The organism is Streptomyces sp. NPDC008317, from assembly GCF_042955955.1.
Taxonomy (GTDB): domain Bacteria; phylum Actinomycetota; class Actinomycetes; order Streptomycetales; family Streptomycetaceae; genus Actinacidiphila.
Map to the genome: position 1 here is coordinate 160,684 of NZ_JBIBFQ010000002.1, position 16,004 is coordinate 176,687.

Consider the following 16,004-nt stretch of genomic DNA (forward strand, 5'->3'; position numbering starts at 1 on the left):
TGCGGTTGTCCCGCACCCTAACAAGACGCCGTGCAACGGTATCCCGGTTCGCCGCGTGGCGATTCCTGGCGAACACCGGCCGGTCGCCGGTCCCGCGTCACGCCATTCCCGCTTCTCTCATCTGGCGCAACTCCTTCTTCAGCTCGCCCAGTTCGTCCCTGAGCCGGGCGGCCACCTCGAATTGCAGCTCGCCGGCCGCCGCGTGCATCTGGTCGGTGAGCTGAGCGATCAGGTCGGCCAGCTCCTCGGCGGGCAGCGTCTTCGCACCGCGCTTCTCGCCCGCGCGGGCGGACAGTCCTGGCACCGGCGCCTTGCCCCGCGAGCGCTGCCGCCCGGAGCCCAGCAGCTCCTCGGTGTCGGCGTCCTCGCGGGCGAAGGAGTCCAGGATTCCGGCGATCTTCTTCCGCAGCGGCTGCGGGTCGACGCCGCGTTCCTTGTTGTACGCGATCTGCTTCTCGCGGCGGCGGTTGGTCTCCTCGATGGCCTTCTCCATCGCCGGGGTGATCCGGTCCGCGTACATGTGGACCTGGCCCGACACGTTACGGGCGGCGCGGCCGATGGTCTGGATCAGCGAGGTGCCCGAGCGCAGGAAGCCCTCCTTGTCGGCGTCGAGGATCGCGACCAGCGACACCTCGGGCAGGTCGAGGCCCTCACGCAGCAGGTTGATGCCGACCAGGACGTCGTACTCACCGGCCCGCAGTTCGCGCAGCAGCTCGACGCGGCGCAGGGTGTCGATGTCGCTGTGCAGATACCGCACCTGGATGCCCAGTTCGAGCAGGTAGTCGGTGAGGTCCTCGGACATCTTCTTGGTGAGGGTGGTGACCAGGACGCGCTCGTCCTTCTCCGTGCGCAGCCGGATCTCGTGCACCAGGTCGTCGATCTGGCCCTCGGTGGGCTTGACGATGACCTCGGGGTCGACCAGGCCGGTCGGGCGGATGATCTGCTCGACCACGCCGTCGCCGCGGGACAGCTCGTACTTTCCGGGTGTCGCGGACAGGTAGACGGTCTGGCCGACGCGGGTCAGGAACTCCTCCCACTTCAGCGGCCGGTTGTCGAGCGCGGACGGCAGCCGGAAGCCGTGGTCGACCAGGGTGCGCTTGCGGGACGCGTCGCCCTCGTACATCGCGCCGATCTGCGGCACGGTGACATGCGACTCGTCGATGACCAGCAGGAAGTCCTCGGGGAAGTAGTCGATGAGGGTGTCGGGCGCGGAGCCCTGCTCGCGGCCGTCGATGTGCCGCGAGTAGTTCTCGATGCCGGAGCAGGTGCCGATCTGCCGCATCATCTCGATGTCGTACGTGGTGCGCATCCGCAGCCGCTGGGCCTCCAGCAGCTTGCCCTGCTTCTCCATCAGGGCGAGCTGGCCCTCCAGCTCCTTCTCGATGCCCGCGATGGCGCGTTCCATCCGCTCGGGGCCCGCGACGTAGTGGGTGGCGGGGAAGACGTAGATCTGCCGGTCCTCGGTGATCACCTCGCCGGTGAGCGGGTGCAGTGTGTAGAGCGCCTCGATCTCGTCGCCGAACATCTCGATGCGGACGGCCAGTTCCTCGTAGACCGGGAAGATCTCGATGGTGTCGCCGCGTACCCGGAAGGTGCCGCGGGCGAAGGCCACGTCGTTGCGCGCGTACTGGATGTCGACGAATTTCCGCAGGAGCTGGTCGCGGTCGATGACGTCGCCGACATTGAGCCGCACCATGCGGTCGATGTACTCCTGCGGGGTGCCGAGGCCGTAGATGCAGGACACGGAGGCGACCACGACGACATCGCGCCGGGTCAGCAGCGAATTGGTGGTGGAGTGCCGCAGCCGCTCCACCTCCTCGTTGATCGAGGAGTCCTTCTCGATGTACGTGTCCGTCTGCGGGACGTACGCCTCGGGCTGGTAGTAGTCGTAGTACGAGACGAAGTACTCGACCGCGTTGTTCGGCAGCAGCTCGCGGAATTCGTTGGCGAGCTGGGCGGCGAGCGTCTTGTTCGGCGCCATGACCAGGGTGGGGCGCTGGAGCCGCTCGATCATCCACGCGGTGGTCGCGGACTTGCCCGTACCGGTCGCGCCGAGCAGCACGACGTCCTGCTCGTCACCGCGGATCCGCTTCTCGAGGTCGTCGATGGCGGTGGGCTGGTCGCCGCTGGGCTGGTAGGGGCTGACGACCTCGAAGGGCGCCACACTGCGTTCGATGTCTGATACGGGCCGCATGTCACCACCGTACGACCCACCACCGACAATCGTCCGGGCCCGGACGGGCGGGCCGCCGCCGGGGCGGCCACTTCCCCTCGTGTGACCGGCCGGTCACTTCCGGTGACGGGCCTTGCGGCGGCCGTGCTTGCCGGGCGGATCGCGGCGGCGGGGCGTTGTCGGACCCCCGATCTAGGCTGGCAGCGTGACGAACGACACCGCCTGGACGGTCATGGAGACCCCGATCGGGCCGCTGCTGCTGGCGGCGACCGACGAGGGGCTGGTCAATGTCGGTTTCCGGGCGGACGAGGCGGCGGTACGGCGCGCGGTGGCGTCGATGGGGCGGCGGCTGGGCGGCGAGCCGGTCGAGGACGCGGCCCGGCTGGCGCCGGTCACCGAGCAGATGGAGGCGTACTTCGCGGGTGCGCTGAAGGAGTTCTCGCTCGCTCTGGACTGGTCGCTGATCACCGGCTTCAACCGCCGGGTGCTGCGCGAGCTGGCGGCCGGGGTGCCGTACGGCACGGTCGTCGGGTACCAGGACCTGGCCGACCGGGTGGGCGAGCGCGGGGCGGCCCGCGCGGTCGGGACGGCGATGGGCGCGAATCCGATACCGCTGGTGGTGCCGTGCCACCGGGTGGTGGAGAGCGACGGCGGCATAGGCGGCTTCGGCGGCGGTCTGGAGATCAAGCGGACGCTGCTGGCGCTGGAGGGCGTGCTGCCCGCACCGCTGTTCTGATGATCTGAGCAGGCTCCGCCCGTCCGACCCCGCGCCGCGCGACGGCAGGACGTCACGGTCAACGACCGCTCCGGTGCCGGTCCGCAAGGGCGACCGGGTGACGATGCTCGGCCACGACCGGCCGCTGGACTGGGAGTTCGACGGCGGCACGCTGACCGTACGGGTGCCCGCGGCGGCGCGGGCGAAGGGGCGGTACGCGTGGGTGTTCAAGATCGACTGGACGCGCTGACGCGGGGCTGACGCGCGGGAGCGGGCGGAGTGACCCGCCCGCTCCCGTCCCGTTCCTGCCCTGCCCTGCCCTGCCGCTACGGCTTCGTCGCTCACTCCTCGGACGTGCGCGGGTCCGGGATCTGGATCGGGCCCGGCGGCTTCCGGTCGATCGCGGGCGGCTCGTCGGCCGCGGCCTCGACGGCGGACCGCGGTTCCGCGTCCGTCAGTTCGTCCGTCGCCGCGGGCGCCGCCGTCTTCTCGACCGGCTTCGTGTCCTGGCCGCCGCCGGTGTTCGCACCGGAATTCGCGCCGGAGTTCGCGGCCCGGTCGAAGAAGCGCAGCATCTCGACGGGGAAGGGCATCACCAGGGTCGAGTTCTTCTCCGCCGCGACCTCCACCACCGTCTGGAGGAGGCGCAGTTGGAGGGCGGACGGGTTGGCATCCATCGTCCTGGCCGCCTCGGAGAGCTTCTGGGACGCCTGCAACTCACCGTCGGCGGTGATGATCCGGGCCCGCCGCTCCCGGTCCGCCTCCGCCTGCCGGGCCATCGACCGCTTCATGGACTCCGGCAGCGCCACGTCCTTGATCTCGACGCGGTCGATGTGGACGCCCCAGCCGGTGGCGGGCGTGGACAGCATCAACTCCAGCCCCTCGTGCAGGCGTTCGCGGCCGGACAGCAGATCGTCGAGTTCGCTCTTGCCGATGATGGAGCGCAGCGAGGTCTGTGCCACCTGCAACATCGCGAACTGGTAGTTCTGCACGTCCACGGTGGCCCGGATCGGGTCGATGACCCGGAAGTAGAGCACCGCGTCGACCCGTACCGACACGTTGTCGCGGGTGATGCCGTCCTGGGACGGCACCGGCATGGTGACGACCTGCATGTTGACCTTGGTCATCTTGTCCACGAACGGCACCAGCATGCGCGGGCCCGGCTCCTTGGGGAGCCGGTTGACCCGGCCGAAGCGGTAGATCACCCCGCGCTCGTACTGCTTGACCACCCTCAGACTGCTGGACACGCCGATCAGGGCGACCACCGCGATGATGATCAGCAGCACCACGACGACTTCCACGGCCGTCAGCCGGCGTCGTCGAAACGGGCTGCGGCCAGATAGTCCGGCCGGGGGTCGAGTGCGGCGGCGAGCCGGAAGTGGCGCTGGGCCTCGTCGGCGCGGTTCGCGCGTTGCAGTGTACGGGCCAGCGCGAAGTGCGCGAAGGCGTTGTCCGGCTCGCGCTCCAGCACTATCTGGAACTCCAGCTCCGCCGGGCGCAGTTGGGCCGCGGCGAAGAACGCGCGGGCGCGCAGCAGGCGGGCCGCGGTGTTCTCCGGATGGGCCGAGATCACCGGGTCGAGGAGTTGTACGGCGCCGCGCGGGTCACGCGCCTCCAGCAGTTGCTCCGCGGCGCGGAAGTCGATGACGTGCGTCTCTGGGGTCCGCTCGTGCAAGGCCGCCTCCCTGAATTCGGGCACGGGTGACGACTGATCGTCTGGTCTGACATACCCAACGTCGTCGTCGGCAACCGCATTCCCCGGGCGACTACGCCGTCCCGGCCGCCGCCAGCTCCCGCAGCCGCTGCCACGCCGCGCGCACCTGGGGCTCCAGCTCCTCCAGCGGGCCGTCGTTGTCGATCACCAGATCCGCGACGGCGATGCGCTCCTCGCGGCCGGCCTGCGCCGCCATCCGCGCCCGCGCCTCGTCCTCGGTCATCCCGCGTGTCCGCACCAGGCGCTCGATCTGCGTGGCCGGTGCCGCGTCCACGACGATCACGAAGTCGTAGAACGGGGCCAGGTCGTTCTCCGCCAGCAGCGGTACGTCGTTGACGACGATGTCGTCCGGGGCCGCCGCCGCCCGCAGCTCCTGCGACCTGCGGCCGACCAGCGGGTGCACGATCGCGTTCAGCGCCTGGCGCCGGGCCTCGTCCGCGAAGACGATCGCGCCGAGTTTCGGGCGGTCCAGTGTCCCGTCCGCGGCCAGCACGTCCGGGCCGAACTCGGCCGTCACCGCCGCCAGGCCCTCCGTGCCGGGCTCCACCACTTCGCGGGCGATGCGGTCCGCGTCCACCAGGATCGCGCCGTGTGCCACCAGCAGTTTCGCCACGGAGCTTTTTCCTGACCCGATTCCACCGGTCAGCCCGACGTTCAGCATGCCGCCAGCTTACGGGCCCTCCGGGCCTCCGCGGGTGCCTCCCAGGGGCGCGGGGAACTGCGCGCTCAGCCACCAACGGTGGCGCGGCCGTCGAATACCGGCCCCCAGCGGGGCAGATGCTGTGAGTTTTCGGGCTGGCAGCCCGGTGGGGGCGGGCCGCGCAGTTCCCCGCGCCCCTAACAACCAGGCCCTGCGCAAGAACCGTCCAGGGGCCGCGCCCCTAAAGACCAGGCCCTGCGCGAGCGCGGCGCGCCTTGCGGAGGGGAAGCGGAAGAGGGCCCGCGCCCTGGGGACGCGAACCCTCTTTCGTGAGCGCGCCGCAGGCGCTAGTCGTCCTCGCGGTCGGCGAGGAAGCGTTCGAACTCGGCGGCGAGATCGTCGGCGGAAGGAAGCTCGACGGCCTCGGCGATGAGACTCTCGCGGGACTGGGACCCGGCGACGGCGTCGTACTGGGACTCGAGGCCGCGGACGACGGAGACGAGTTCGCCGTCGCCTTCAGCGACCTGGCGGTCGATCTCGACGCGGACGGTGTGCGCCTCATTGCGCAAGGCGTGGGCGATCTCGGGCAGCACGAGGCCGGTCGCGGCGGTGATCGTCTCCAGGACGGCGAGGGCGGCGTCCGGGTAGGGCGAACGCGCCAGGTAGTGCGGGACGTGGGCGGCGACGCCGAGCACGTCACGGCCGGCCTCGGCGAGCCGCAGCTCGATGAGGGAGGCGGCGCTGCCGGGGACCTGGGCCTCCTCGAACCAGGCGCGGTGGCCGGGCATGAGGTCGACCCGGTTGCCGTGCGGGGTGAGGCCGACGGGCCGGGTGTGCGGCACGCCCATCGGGATGCCGTGGAAGTTGATGGCGAGGCGTACGCCCAGGCGTTCGATGACCTGGAGCACGGCGGTCGCGAACCGTTCCCACTCCACGTCCGGCTCGGAGCCGGTGAGCAGCAGGAAGGGGGTGCCGGTGGTGTCCCGCACCAGATAGAGGTCGATCTCCGGTGCCTCGTAGGAGGTCCAGTGGTCGCGCTCGAAGGTCATCAGCGGGCGGCGGGCGCGGTAGTCGACCAGTCGGTCGGCGTCGAAGCGCGCGACGAGCTGGTTGTCCAGGCGGTCCAGCAACTGCTCGCTGATCTGCTCGCCGGTGTCCCCGGCGTCCATGTACCCCTCGAAGTGGTACAGCAGTACGGGACCTGCGTCTCCGACCGCTGCGTCGACGGCCTCGGCCCCGCCCGGCACGTATTCGTACAGCCCTTGCGGATCCAGCACGATGATCGTCCTCCTCGCTCTCTCCCCCCCTCAACGAACGTACCCGCCCGGCCATTCCCACGCGTCCCCCCGGAACCCGGACGTCTTGACGGTCCGTCGGGTGGGCCCTACCTTCTCTCGTTACGTCCATGTGTTCACATGGACGACCAAGATTCACATACTTGGAACGATGGAAGGACGCGGATGCGACCCCACACGCTTCTGACCCTGCCGGTGGCCCTGCCCGTCGCGGCACTGCTCGCCGGGCTGCTCTCGTACGCGACGCCGGCCGGTGCGGCAACGGCCGCCGCGGCGAGCACCGTCGAGGTGACCACGGCCAAGGAGCTGAAGGCGGCGCTGACCGCCGCCGCCCCCGGCCAGACGATCCATCTCGCCGACGGCACGTACACCGGCAACTTCAAGGTCACCGTGTCCGGCACGGCCGCCGACCGGATCACGCTCACCGGCTCCTCGAACGCCGTGCTCACCTCCTCCGGCGGCTACGGCCTCTATCTGAACGGCGCGAGCTACTGGACCGTCAAGGGGGTCAGCGTCACCGGCGGCCAGAAGGGCATCGTCACCGACGCCGCCGCGCATGTCGTCATCGACTCGGTGACCGTGCACGGACTCCAGATGGAGGGCGTGCACTTCCGCACCTCCAGCACGGACGGCGTGATCAAGAACTCGCGGATCTACGACACCGGGCTCCAGCGGCCGGGATACGGCGAGGGCGTCTACGTCGGCACCGCCAACACCCTGACCGACAAGAGCGACCGGGTGCAGATCCTCAACAACGTCATCGGCCCCAACATCGGCGCCGAGAACATCGACCTCAAGGAAGGCACCACCGGCGGCCTGGTCTCCGGCAACACCTTCGACGGCAGCGGCCTCAGCATGACCAACTACGACGACTCCTGGGTCGACGTCAAAGGCAACGGCTACACCATCACCGGCAACACCGGCACCCGCACCCTCAACGACGGCTACCAGACCCACACCCAGCAGCCCGGCTGGGGCTGCGGCACCGTCTTCCGCGACAACACCTCCGACCTCACCGGCGCCACCGGTGCCACGCAGACGGCGATCTACGTCACCAACTACTCCGCCGACTGCCCCACCACCGTCTACGCCTCCAACAAGCGCACTGGCGGCAAGGCCCTGACCAACATCCCCGTGACCCCGTAGCCCCCCCGCCGCGCCGCCCAGGGCCCCACGGTCACCGGGAAAGCACCGCGGTCCCGCACCCCCTGAGGGGTGCGGGACCGCGGTGTTTGTGACTGGGCCTAGCGGAGAGCTGTCAGCTCTGGCCGCCCGCGAGCTTCTCGCGGAGGGCGGCGAGGGCCTCGTCGGAGGCGAGGGCACCGGAGGTGTCGTCGGACTCCGAGGAGTACGAGCCACCGGAGACGCCCGGGCCACCGGTCGCGGCGGGGGCGGCGGAACCGGCCTCGGCCGCGGCCTGCTCGTCGGCCTCGCGGGACTTGATGACCTGCGCCTGGTGCTGCTCGAAGCGGGTCTGGGCCGTGGCGTACTGGCCCTCCCACTCCTCGCGCTGCTTGTCGTACCCCTCGAGCCAGTCGTTGGTCTCGGGGTCGAAGCCCTCGGGGTAGATGTAGTTGCCCTGGTCGTCGTACGACGCGGCCATGCCGTAGAGCGTCGGGTCGAACTCGACCGAGGCCGGGTCGGCGCCGAAGGACTCGTTGGCCTGCTTGAGCGACAGCGAGATGCGGCGACGCTCGAGGTCGATGTCGATGACCTTGACGAAGATCTCGTCGTTGACCTGGACGACCTGCTCCGGGATCTCCACGTGGCGCTCGGCCAGCTCGGAGATGTGCACCAGGCCCTCGATGCCCTCGTCGACGCGGACGAACGCGCCGAACGGGACGAGCTTGGTGACCTTGCCGGGGACGACCTGCCCGATCTGGTGGGTCCGGGCGAACTGCTGCCACGGGTCTTCCTGCGTCGCCTTCAGCGACAGGGAGACACGCTCGCGGTCCATGTCCACGTCGAGAACCTCGACGGTGACTTCCTGACCGACCTCGACGACCTCGGACGGGTGGTCGATGTGCTTCCAGGACAGCTCGGAGACGTGCACGAGACCGTCGACGCCGCCGAGGTCCACGAACGCACCGAAGTTGACGATCGAGGAGACGACGCCGGACCGCACCTGACCCTTCTGAAGGGTGGTGAGGAAGGTCTGGCGGACCTCGCTCTGCGTCTGCTCCAGCCAGGCACGGCGGGACAGGACCACGTTGTTGCGGTTCTTGTCCAGCTCGATGATCTTGGCCTCGAGCTCCTTGCCCACGTAGGGCTGGAGGTCGCGCACGCGGCGCATCTCGACGAGCGACGCCGGCAGGAAGCCACGGAGGCCGATGTCGAGGATGAGACCACCCTTGACGACCTCGATGACGGTGCCGGTGACGATGCCGTCCTCTTCCTTGATCTTCTCGATGGTGCCCCAGGCACGCTCGTACTGAGCGCGCTTCTTCGAGAGGATCAGGCGGCCTTCCTTGTCCTCCTTCTGGAGAACAAGGGCCTCGATCTCATCGCCCACGGCGACGACCTCGTTGGGGTCGACGTCGTGCTTGATGGAGAGTTCGCGGGAGGGGATGACACCTTCGGTCTTGTAACCGATGTCGAGCAGGACCTCGTCCCGGTCGACCTTCACGATGACGCCGTCGACGATGTCGCCGTCGTTGAAGTACTTGATCGTCTCGTCGATCGCGGCGAGGAAGGCTTCCTCGTTGCCGATGTCGTTGACCGCCACCTGCGGGGTGGTGCGAGGGGCCTCGGTGCTGCTCGTCATTAGGGAAAGGACTCCGGTACGGACAGTAAGTCGTAGGTACTGCTACGCCGTAAGCCCTTTTCGCTCCTGCCGAATTCCGGACAGCCGTGGGGCCGAGGGGTATGCAACAGATTCCGAGCGCAGCCTGCTCTGTCTGAGGCGCGCAGGCTCGCAGCGCAACTTGTAGCATACGGGGGCAGCCGGGCACGGTCAACGCACGAAGAGCCCACCGGGCGCGTAACGGACCGAACCGGCACAAGTCACCCAGTGCCAGGTCTTCTCAGAGAGTACGACGACTGCCGCGATGATCCAAGGACCCGATCCCCGGGACGTACGCCGGGAAGCGCCCCGAGAGGCACACGAGGAACCGGAGGCCACCCGCCGCAGCGCGGGGGTCACGGAGAGCAGCCGGGCCAACCGCCGGTGGTGGGACCGCAACGCGGACGACTACCAGGTGGAGCACGGCGACTTCCTGGGCGACGCCCGCTTCGTCTGGGGCCCTGAGGGTCTGGACGAGGCGGACGCGGGGCTGCTCGGCCCGACGGCGGCCCTGAAGGACAAGGACGTGCTGGAGATCGGCGCGGGCGCCGCCCAGTGCTCGCGCTGGCTGGCCGCCCAGGGCGCCCGGCCGGTCGCCCTCGACCTCTCCTTCCGTCAGCTCCAGCACGCGCGGCGGATCGACGACGAGTCCTCGGCCGACGGCGCGCCGCTGGTGCCCCTGGTCCAGGCCGACGCGGGCGCCCTGCCCTTCGCCGACGGCTCGTTCGACCTGGCGGTCTCCGCGTACGGCGCGCTCCCCTTCATCGCCGACACCGCGCGCGTCCAGCGGGAGGTGCGGCGGGTGCTGCGGCCCGGCGGGCGCTGGGTCTTCTCGGTCACCCACCCGGTGCGCTGGGCCTTCCCCGACGAGCCGGGGCCCGAGGGCCTGACGGCCGTCGCCTCCTACTTCGACCGCACGCCGTACGTGGAGGAGGACGACCGGGGCATCGCCGTGTACGTCGAGCACCACCGCACCCTGGGCGACCGCGTCCGCGAGATCGCGGCGGCGGGCCTGCGGCTGGTCGACCTCGTCGAGCCCGAGTGGCCGGAGTGGAACGACCAGGAGTGGGGCGGCTGGTCCCCGCTGCGCGGGCGGCTGTTGCCGGGCACGGCGATCTTCGTGTGCGCGGCGGAGTGAAGGCCGGCGGACAGGACGGTCGGGCGGCCGACGGGAGCGCCGGTACGTACGCGATCCGGGCCGAGGGGCGCGCGCTGCCGGTGGCCTCCGTCGTACCGGAGCTGCTGGCCGCGCTGCGGTCGCCGGGCTGCGCCGTCCTGGCCGCGCCGCCCGGCACCGGCAAGACCACGCTGGTCCCGCTGCTGATCGCCGACGCGTTCGGCGGGCGGGTGCTGGTCGCGGAGCCGCGGCGGATGGCGGCGCGGGCGGCGGCCCGGCGGATGGCCTGGCTGCTCGGGGAGCGGGTCGGCGAGACCGTCGGTTTCACGGTCCGCGGCGAGCGGCGGGTCTCGGCCCGCACCGCGGTCGAGGTGGTCACCACCGGTGTGCTGCTGCAACGGCTCCAGCGCGACCAGGAACTGCCGGGCGTGAGCACGGTGATGCTCGACGAGTGCCACGAGCGGCATCTGGACGCCGACACGTCCATGGCGTTCCTGCTGGACGTACGGGCCCTGCTGCGGCCGGAGTTGCGGCTGGTCGCGGCGTCCGCGACGACGGACACGGCCGCGTGGGCGGCGCTGCTGGGCGGGGCCGACGGGCCGCCCGCGCCCGTGGTCGAGGCGGGCGGGGTCCTGCACCCGGTGGCCGTGGAGTGGGCGCCGCCGCCCGGTCCCGTACGGGCGACGCACGCCGGGGGCCGGGTGGACCGGGCGCTGCTCGACCATGTGGCGACGGTGGTGCGGCGGGCGCTGCGGGAGCGCGACGGGGACGTGCTGTGCTTCCTGCCGGGCGTCGGGGAGATCGCGCGGGTCGCGGGTCTGCTCGGGGACCTCACGGATTCCGGCGGCGCGGGCGGCGGCATCGAGGTGCTCCAGGTGCACGGCCGCGCCCCGGCCGCCGTCCAGGACGCGGCGCTCGCGCCCGGTGAGCGGCGGCGCGTGCTGCTCGCGACGTCCGTGGCCGAGTCAAGCCTGACCGTGCCGGGCGTGCGGGTCGTGGTGGACAGCGGGCTGGCCCGCGAGCCGCGCATGGACCACGCGCGGGGCTTCGGCGCGCTGGTCACCGTACGGGTGTCGCGGGCCGCCTCCGACCAGCGCGCCGGGCGCGCCGGGCGTGAGGGCCCCGGCACCGTCTACCGCTGCTGGCCGCCGGCCGAGGACGCCCGCAGACCCCGGCACCCCTCCCCCGAGATCGCGCTCGCCGACCTCACGGCCTTCGCGCTCCAGGCCGCCTGCTGGGGCGATCCGGACGCCTCCGGGCTCGCCCTGCTGGACGCCCCGCCGCAGGGCGCGATGGCCGCGGCCCGCGACACGCTGCGCGGCCTCGGCGCCGTCGACGCCTCGGGCCGCGCCCTGGACCGGGGCCGCCGGCTGGCCGGGCTCGGGCTGCACCCCCGGCTCGCCCGCGCCCTCCTCGACTCCGCGCCCGTGCTCGGCGCCCGCCGCGCCGCCGAGGTCACCGCGCTCCTCAGCGAAGAACTCCCCCACTCCTACGGCTCCGACCTCACCGCCGCCTGGCACACCGCCCGCCGCGGCGGCGACCCGTACGCGGCGCGCTGGCGCGCGGAGGCCGACCGGCTGCGCGGCACGGTGACGGAAGGGAGCCCGCCCGCGACGGACGCCGCCGTCCCGCGCTCCGCGGCCCACCCGTCCCCCGCGAGCCGCGCCGCGGGCGGGGGCCTGTCGGACGACGCGGCGGCCGGGCTCGTCGTCGCCCTGGCGTTTCCCGAGCGGGTCGCGCGGCGGCGGAGCGGGGACGGATACGTGATGGCGTCCGGGACCGGCGCGGAGGTCGGCGGGGGCGTGGGCGGGGCGGAGTGGGTGGCGGTGGCCGTGGCGGACCGGGGCGTCGGGCGGACGGACGCGCGGGTGCGGGTGGCCGCGGTGATCGACGAGGGCACCGCGCGGGCGGCGGCGGCCGGGCTGCTGGAGTCGTACGAGGAGGTGGCCTGGCGCGGCGGGGACGTGGTGGCGCGCCGGGTGGAGCGGCTGGGCGCGCTGGAGCTGTCGGCGGCGCCGCTGCGCCGGCCGGACCGGGACGCGGTACGGGCCGCGCTGCTCGACGGGCTGCGGCGCGAGGGCACCGGTTTGCTGCACTGGTCGCGGGAGGCCCGTGAGGTACGGCAGCGGCTGGCCTTCCTGCACCGGGAGTTGGGCGGGAACTGGCCGGACGTCTCGGAGCGGGCGCTGGTGGAGCGGGCCGAGGAGTGGCTGGGGCCCGAGCTGGCGCGGGCCGGGCGGCGGGCGGATCTGGAGCGGATCTCGGCGGGCGGCGCGCTGCCCCGGCTGCTGCCGTGGGCCACGGGCGAGGCCGCCCGGTTCGGTGAGCTGGCCCCGGAGCGGTTCGAGGTGCCGAGCGGTTCGCGGATCCGGATCGACTACGGCGGCGACCAGCCCGTACTGGCCGTGAAGCTCCAGGAGTTGTTCGGGCTGCGGGCGACGCCCGAGATCGCCGGGGTGCCGCTGCTGGTGCATCTGCTGTCGCCCGCGGGGCGGCCCGCGGCGGTGACCGCGGACCTGGCGTCGTTCTGGCGTGACGGCTACCGCGCGGTGCGCGCCGAGCTGCGGGGCCGCTACCCGCGCCACCCGTGGCCCGAGGACCCGGCGACGGCCGAGCCGACCAAGCGGACGAACAACAGCCGCCGCGCGTAGGCCGCCCGCCCGGCCCGTACGGCGTCCGGGACAGATCGGCCGGTGCGGGGTCCCGGCACGGCTCGGCCCGTACGGGGTGCGGGCCGTAGGTCAGACCGCTATGGGGTCCGGGTGGTCGGGGGCGCGGTCGGGGTCGGGCTCCCGGCCGCCCACCGGGTCGGCGGGCCGCCGCCCGCGCGCTTCGAGCAGCAGCGACAGCGCCAGCAGCGCGGCGGCGAACCCGCCGAAGCCCCACGGCAGGTAGCTCGTGAGCAGCAGCACCAACTGCCGCTGCGTCTTGACCAGATGGACGATGGAGTCGATGTAGTCGGGCCGCATCTTCACGTCGCCCGCGAAGGCGGTGACCGGTGCTTTGCCGGTCGAGGCGGGGAAGCGCAGCTCCTCGGTGTGGATCTCCTCGCCGTTGACGGGCGCGCCGGTCGTCGGGTCGACCCAGAACATCCGCTTGGTGGTGTACCAGCGCTGGATGCCGGTGGCCTTGACCGTCTCGGGGGTGAGCGCGGGAGCGCCGGGCGCGATCTCGGGCAGTTTCTTGGGCAGCGGGACCCGCTGCCAGGGCACGGTCTGCTCGAAGTAGTAGACCTTCAGGCCGTGGAAGCGCTGGGTGCCCGCGTAGTGGATCGGCGCGGAGGTGCGGCTCTGCGCGTCGAAGTAGTAGTAGTCGCGCTTCTGGGTCAGGAAGGGGAACTTGAACTCGATGCCCTGCCGGGTGACCGGATCGCCGTCGACCGACTCGCTCGCGGTGTGCACCGGCTCCTGGGTGTGCGCGTCGAAGACGTACCGCTCGGGGATCTCCGAGACCATCTTGCCGTCCGGGCCCGCGACGTAGGAGAGCGCGTCCCAGACCACGACGTCCTTGCCGGTCTCGGCCTTGACCTGCCGGGCCGCCGTCACATTGCCCTTGAGGGTCTGCACGATGCTGACCTTGGAGACCTTCTTGGCGGTGAGGCTGGAGTAGTCGACGAGGGTGGCGTTCTTCGCCTCGAGGACGGCGACCTGGTACTCGCTCGGCGGCACTTTGGCCAGCCGCGGGTAGGCGTACCAGCGCAGCATGGGCGCCAGGGTCGCGAAGAAGACGGCGAGGGCGAGCAGCACCAGGCTGGACTTGCGGCGCATCGCGGCTCCAGACGGCTCAGGGGTGGCTGGCTCAGAGGTGACCGGCTCAAGGGTGACCGGCTCAGGGGTGGCTGGGGACCGTGGTCAGCAGGGGTTTCGGCGAGGTGTGACCCGCGGGCGCGCCGATCGCGGTGACGGTGAAGACCAGGGCGAGGGCGGCGGCGAGTCCGATCGCCGCCGCGGCGAGAGCGCGCATGGCCTGACCTCCCTCGGGCACGGGCCGACGCGGTCGTCGGCCGGGGCCGGGGCACCGTAGCAACCGGGAGGTGAGATGAGAACACGTTTCACCGGGGACGTTCGTGAGGCTTTCGCCTGAACGTCCCCGGTGCGTGGGAGTGTTGCCGGCGCGCGGGGCGCCGGGGGTGCCGTGTCGGGGAATGCCCCGTCGCGGGTTACGGCTTCGCGGTGACGGCGGCGCCCGTGGCCGCGCTGGCGGTCGCCTCACCGCTGGGGGTGGGGGTGTCCGTCGGCGTCGGGGTGTCGGTGGCGCAGGGGTCGGGCGTGCCGGGGGTGTCCGTGGGAGTCGGCGTCGCGGTCGGGCTGGGGCTCGCGCTGTCGGTCGGCGAGGGCGACGGGGACTGCGTCGGGCAGCCGGGGGTCGTCGGGGTGTCCGTCGGCGTGCCGGTCGGAGTTCCCGTGGGGGTGCCAGTAGGCGACGACGGCGACGACGGCGGCGGGGTCTTGCCGGGGCCGGTCGACGGGGTGCCCGCGGTCGGCGGGACGATGCCGCCGCTCGGGTGGGTGCCGGACGGCGAGGGCGACGGTGTGCCGCCGGGAGCCGACGCGGACGGACTGGTCGACGGCCGCGGGGTGTTGGCGAACGGCGGCGCGCCCGCGCCCGGTGTGCCCGGGCGGTCGGGCACGGAGACCGCGTCGCCCTGCCGGAAGTGCTCGTACCAGGACTTCACCAGGTCGAGGTAGGCCTGCGAGTGGTTGTAGCCGAGGATCGCGCGGTCCATGTCCCGCGGTACGGCCAGGTCGCGGCCGTCGGCGCACAGGTAGTGGGCGGCGGCCAGCGCGGCGTCGTACACGTTGTCGGGGTTGGCGACCCCGTCGCCGTTGCCGTCCGCGCCCCAGTTCGCCCACGTCGAGGGGATGAACTGCATCGGGCCGACCGCGCGGTCGTGGACCGGGTCGCCGTCGTAGCGTCCGCCGTCGGTGTCGCTGATGTTCGCGAAGCCGTTGCCGTCGAGCACCGGGCCGAGGATCGGGGTGTACGTCGTCCCCTTGGCGTCCACGGCGCCGCCGCGGGCCTGGCCGGACTCCACCTGGCCGATGGCGGCGAGCAGTTGCCACGGCAGGTGGCAGCCGGGGTTGCTCGCGGCGACGCTCGCCTCGGCGCGCCGGTAGGCGTCCAGGACGGTCGCGGGCAGCGAGCCGCCGGACGGCAGCGGGGTGACGACCGGGCCGCCGGAGGGCGTGGCGGTCGGATTCGTGAGGTCCGTCGGGGTGTTCAGCGGCGGCACATCGGTGATGTACGGCGAACCGCCGTCGATCGCGGGGCCGGGCGGCGGGGCCACGGTGGTCGTCTGCCGCGCGGCGGCGTGCGCCACCGGGATGAGTCCCGGCGCCTGCGAGGCGCCCAGCGCCGCCATCGCGGCGGCGGCGACCGCCGTACCCGCCGCTCCCCTGCGTAGCCTTCGGCCGTACCGCCGCGCTGACATGTCCGCGGTCCTCCCCAGGTGCGAGATGGGCGCGTGGCCGCGCCACAACTCGATTGACCCTACGGCAACTTCAGCCCCCCGACCACAGTCGGGGAAGACGCGATCCGGGGCAAATACCGGCAATCCGCCGAGGTTTC

At 72.2% G+C, this 16,004-nt stretch carries 14 protein-coding genes; 5 read left to right on the forward strand and 9 right to left on the reverse strand.

The features are described 5' to 3' along the window. Positions 1 to 97: 97 nt before the first annotated feature. Complete coding sequence (gene uvrB / locus ACFY9V_RS05815; RefSeq protein ID WP_355333931.1) at positions 98 to 2,194, reverse strand: excinuclease ABC subunit UvrB; 2,097 nt, start codon at positions 2,192 to 2,194, stop codon at positions 98 to 100. Between the two features lie 211 nt (positions 2,195 to 2,405). Here uvrB and ACFY9V_RS05820 point away from each other — a divergent pair, with 211 nt between their 5' ends. Both ACFY9V_RS05820 and ACFY9V_RS05825 read left to right on the forward strand, forming a co-directional pair. After that, positions 2,406 to 2,909, forward strand: coding sequence for a methylated-DNA--[protein]-cysteine S-methyltransferase (locus tag ACFY9V_RS05820; protein ID WP_355334689.1), 504 nt, complete (start codon positions 2,406 to 2,408; stop codon positions 2,907 to 2,909). 73 nt (positions 2,910 to 2,982) lie between these two features. Next, entirely contained in the window at positions 2,983 to 3,138 is a 156-nt protein-coding gene (locus tag ACFY9V_RS05825; RefSeq protein ID WP_391159704.1) for an alpha-L-fucosidase C-terminal domain-containing protein, read from the forward strand. A gap of 91 nt (positions 3,139 to 3,229) precedes the next feature. On the opposite strand, the gene ACFY9V_RS05830 is transcribed toward ACFY9V_RS05825, so the two are convergent. From ACFY9V_RS05830 to ACFY9V_RS05845, 4 genes are all read right to left on the reverse strand, one after another. Then, positions 3,230 to 4,189, reverse strand: coding sequence for an SPFH domain-containing protein (locus ACFY9V_RS05830; RefSeq protein WP_391159705.1), 960 nt, complete (start codon positions 4,187 to 4,189; stop codon positions 3,230 to 3,232). 5 nt (positions 4,190 to 4,194) lie between these two features. Next, the gene (locus ACFY9V_RS05835) at positions 4,195 to 4,563 is read right to left on the reverse strand and encodes a tetratricopeptide repeat protein (protein ID WP_188283400.1); all 369 of its coding nucleotides are present in this window, start codon (positions 4,561 to 4,563) and stop codon (positions 4,195 to 4,197) included. 91 nt (positions 4,564 to 4,654) lie between these two features. Then, entirely contained in the window at positions 4,655 to 5,263 is a 609-nt protein-coding gene (gene coaE, locus ACFY9V_RS05840; protein WP_355333939.1) for a dephospho-CoA kinase, read from the reverse strand. A 326-nt stretch (positions 5,264 to 5,589) separates the two neighbouring features. Further along, complete coding sequence (locus tag ACFY9V_RS05845) at positions 5,590 to 6,519, reverse strand: PAC2 family protein (protein WP_188283398.1); 930 nt, start codon at positions 6,517 to 6,519, stop codon at positions 5,590 to 5,592. A gap of 183 nt (positions 6,520 to 6,702) precedes the next feature. Here ACFY9V_RS05845 and ACFY9V_RS05850 point away from each other — a divergent pair, with 183 nt between their 5' ends. Beyond that, on the forward strand, positions 6,703 to 7,683 hold the full coding sequence (locus ACFY9V_RS05850; protein WP_391159708.1) for a right-handed parallel beta-helix repeat-containing protein: 981 nt from the start codon (positions 6,703 to 6,705) through the stop codon (positions 7,681 to 7,683). A gap of 112 nt (positions 7,684 to 7,795) precedes the next feature. On the opposite strand, the gene rpsA is transcribed toward ACFY9V_RS05850, so the two are convergent. Then, positions 7,796 to 9,301 (reverse strand): 30S ribosomal protein S1, encoded by a 1,506-nt coding sequence (rpsA, locus tag ACFY9V_RS05855; protein WP_188283396.1) that lies wholly within the window; start codon positions 9,299 to 9,301, stop codon positions 7,796 to 7,798. A gap of 283 nt (positions 9,302 to 9,584) precedes the next feature. Here rpsA and ACFY9V_RS05860 point away from each other — a divergent pair, with 283 nt between their 5' ends. Then, complete coding sequence (locus ACFY9V_RS05860; protein ID WP_355333945.1) at positions 9,585 to 10,457, forward strand: class I SAM-dependent methyltransferase; 873 nt, start codon at positions 9,585 to 9,587, stop codon at positions 10,455 to 10,457. Positions 10,458 to 10,510: 53 nt separating this feature from the next. Further along, positions 10,511 to 13,087 (forward strand): ATP-dependent helicase HrpB, encoded by a 2,577-nt coding sequence (gene hrpB, locus ACFY9V_RS05865; RefSeq protein WP_391160574.1) that lies wholly within the window; start codon positions 10,511 to 10,513, stop codon positions 13,085 to 13,087. 90 nt (positions 13,088 to 13,177) lie between these two features. Here hrpB and ACFY9V_RS05870 read toward each other — a convergent pair whose 3' ends face one another. The 3 genes from ACFY9V_RS05870 to ACFY9V_RS05880 all read right to left on the reverse strand — a co-directional run bounded on the left by ACFY9V_RS05870 (position 13,178) and on the right by ACFY9V_RS05880 (position 15,867). Continuing rightward, positions 13,178 to 14,203 carry a porin PorA family protein gene (locus ACFY9V_RS05870; protein ID WP_391159710.1) on the reverse strand — a complete coding sequence of 342 codons (1,026 nt, stop codon included), beginning with the start codon at positions 14,201 to 14,203 and terminating at the stop codon, positions 13,178 to 13,180. 61 nt (positions 14,204 to 14,264) lie between these two features. After that, positions 14,265 to 14,399 (reverse strand): SPW_0924 family protein, encoded by a 135-nt coding sequence (locus ACFY9V_RS05875; protein ID WP_188282936.1) that lies wholly within the window; start codon positions 14,397 to 14,399, stop codon positions 14,265 to 14,267. A 196-nt stretch (positions 14,400 to 14,595) separates the two neighbouring features. Further along, the gene (locus tag ACFY9V_RS05880; protein WP_391159712.1) at positions 14,596 to 15,867 is read right to left on the reverse strand and encodes a lytic murein transglycosylase; all 1,272 of its coding nucleotides are present in this window, start codon (positions 15,865 to 15,867) and stop codon (positions 14,596 to 14,598) included. Between the last annotated feature and the right edge of the window lie 137 nt (positions 15,868 to 16,004).

Bases quoted from the DNA above. Each gene is read 5' to 3' on its own strand.
- uvrB (WP_355333931.1), bottom strand. From the start codon at position 2,194: ATGCGGCCCGTATCAGACATCGAACGCAGTGTGGCGCCCTTCGAGGTC.
- ACFY9V_RS05820 (WP_355334689.1), top strand. From the start codon at position 2,406: ATGGAGACCCCGATCGGGCCGCTGCTGCTGGCGGCGACCGACGAGGGG.
- coaE (WP_355333939.1), bottom strand. From the start codon at position 5,263: ATGCTGAACGTCGGGCTGACCGGTGGAATCGGGTCAGGAAAAAGCTCC.
- ACFY9V_RS05850 (WP_391159708.1), top strand. From the start codon at position 6,703: ATGCGACCCCACACGCTTCTGACCCTGCCGGTGGCCCTGCCCGTCGCG.
- rpsA (WP_188283396.1), bottom strand. From the start codon at position 9,301: ATGACGAGCAGCACCGAGGCCCCTCGCACCACCCCGCAGGTGGCGGTC.
- ACFY9V_RS05860 (WP_355333945.1), top strand. From the start codon at position 9,585: ATGATCCAAGGACCCGATCCCCGGGACGTACGCCGGGAAGCGCCCCGA.
- ACFY9V_RS05870 (WP_391159710.1), bottom strand. From the start codon at position 14,203: ATGCGCCGCAAGTCCAGCCTGGTGCTGCTCGCCCTCGCCGTCTTCTTC.
- ACFY9V_RS05875 (WP_188282936.1), bottom strand. From the start codon at position 14,399: ATGCGCGCTCTCGCCGCGGCGGCGATCGGACTCGCCGCCGCCCTCGCC.
- ACFY9V_RS05880 (WP_391159712.1), bottom strand. From the start codon at position 15,867: ATGTCAGCGCGGCGGTACGGCCGAAGGCTACGCAGGGGAGCGGCGGGT.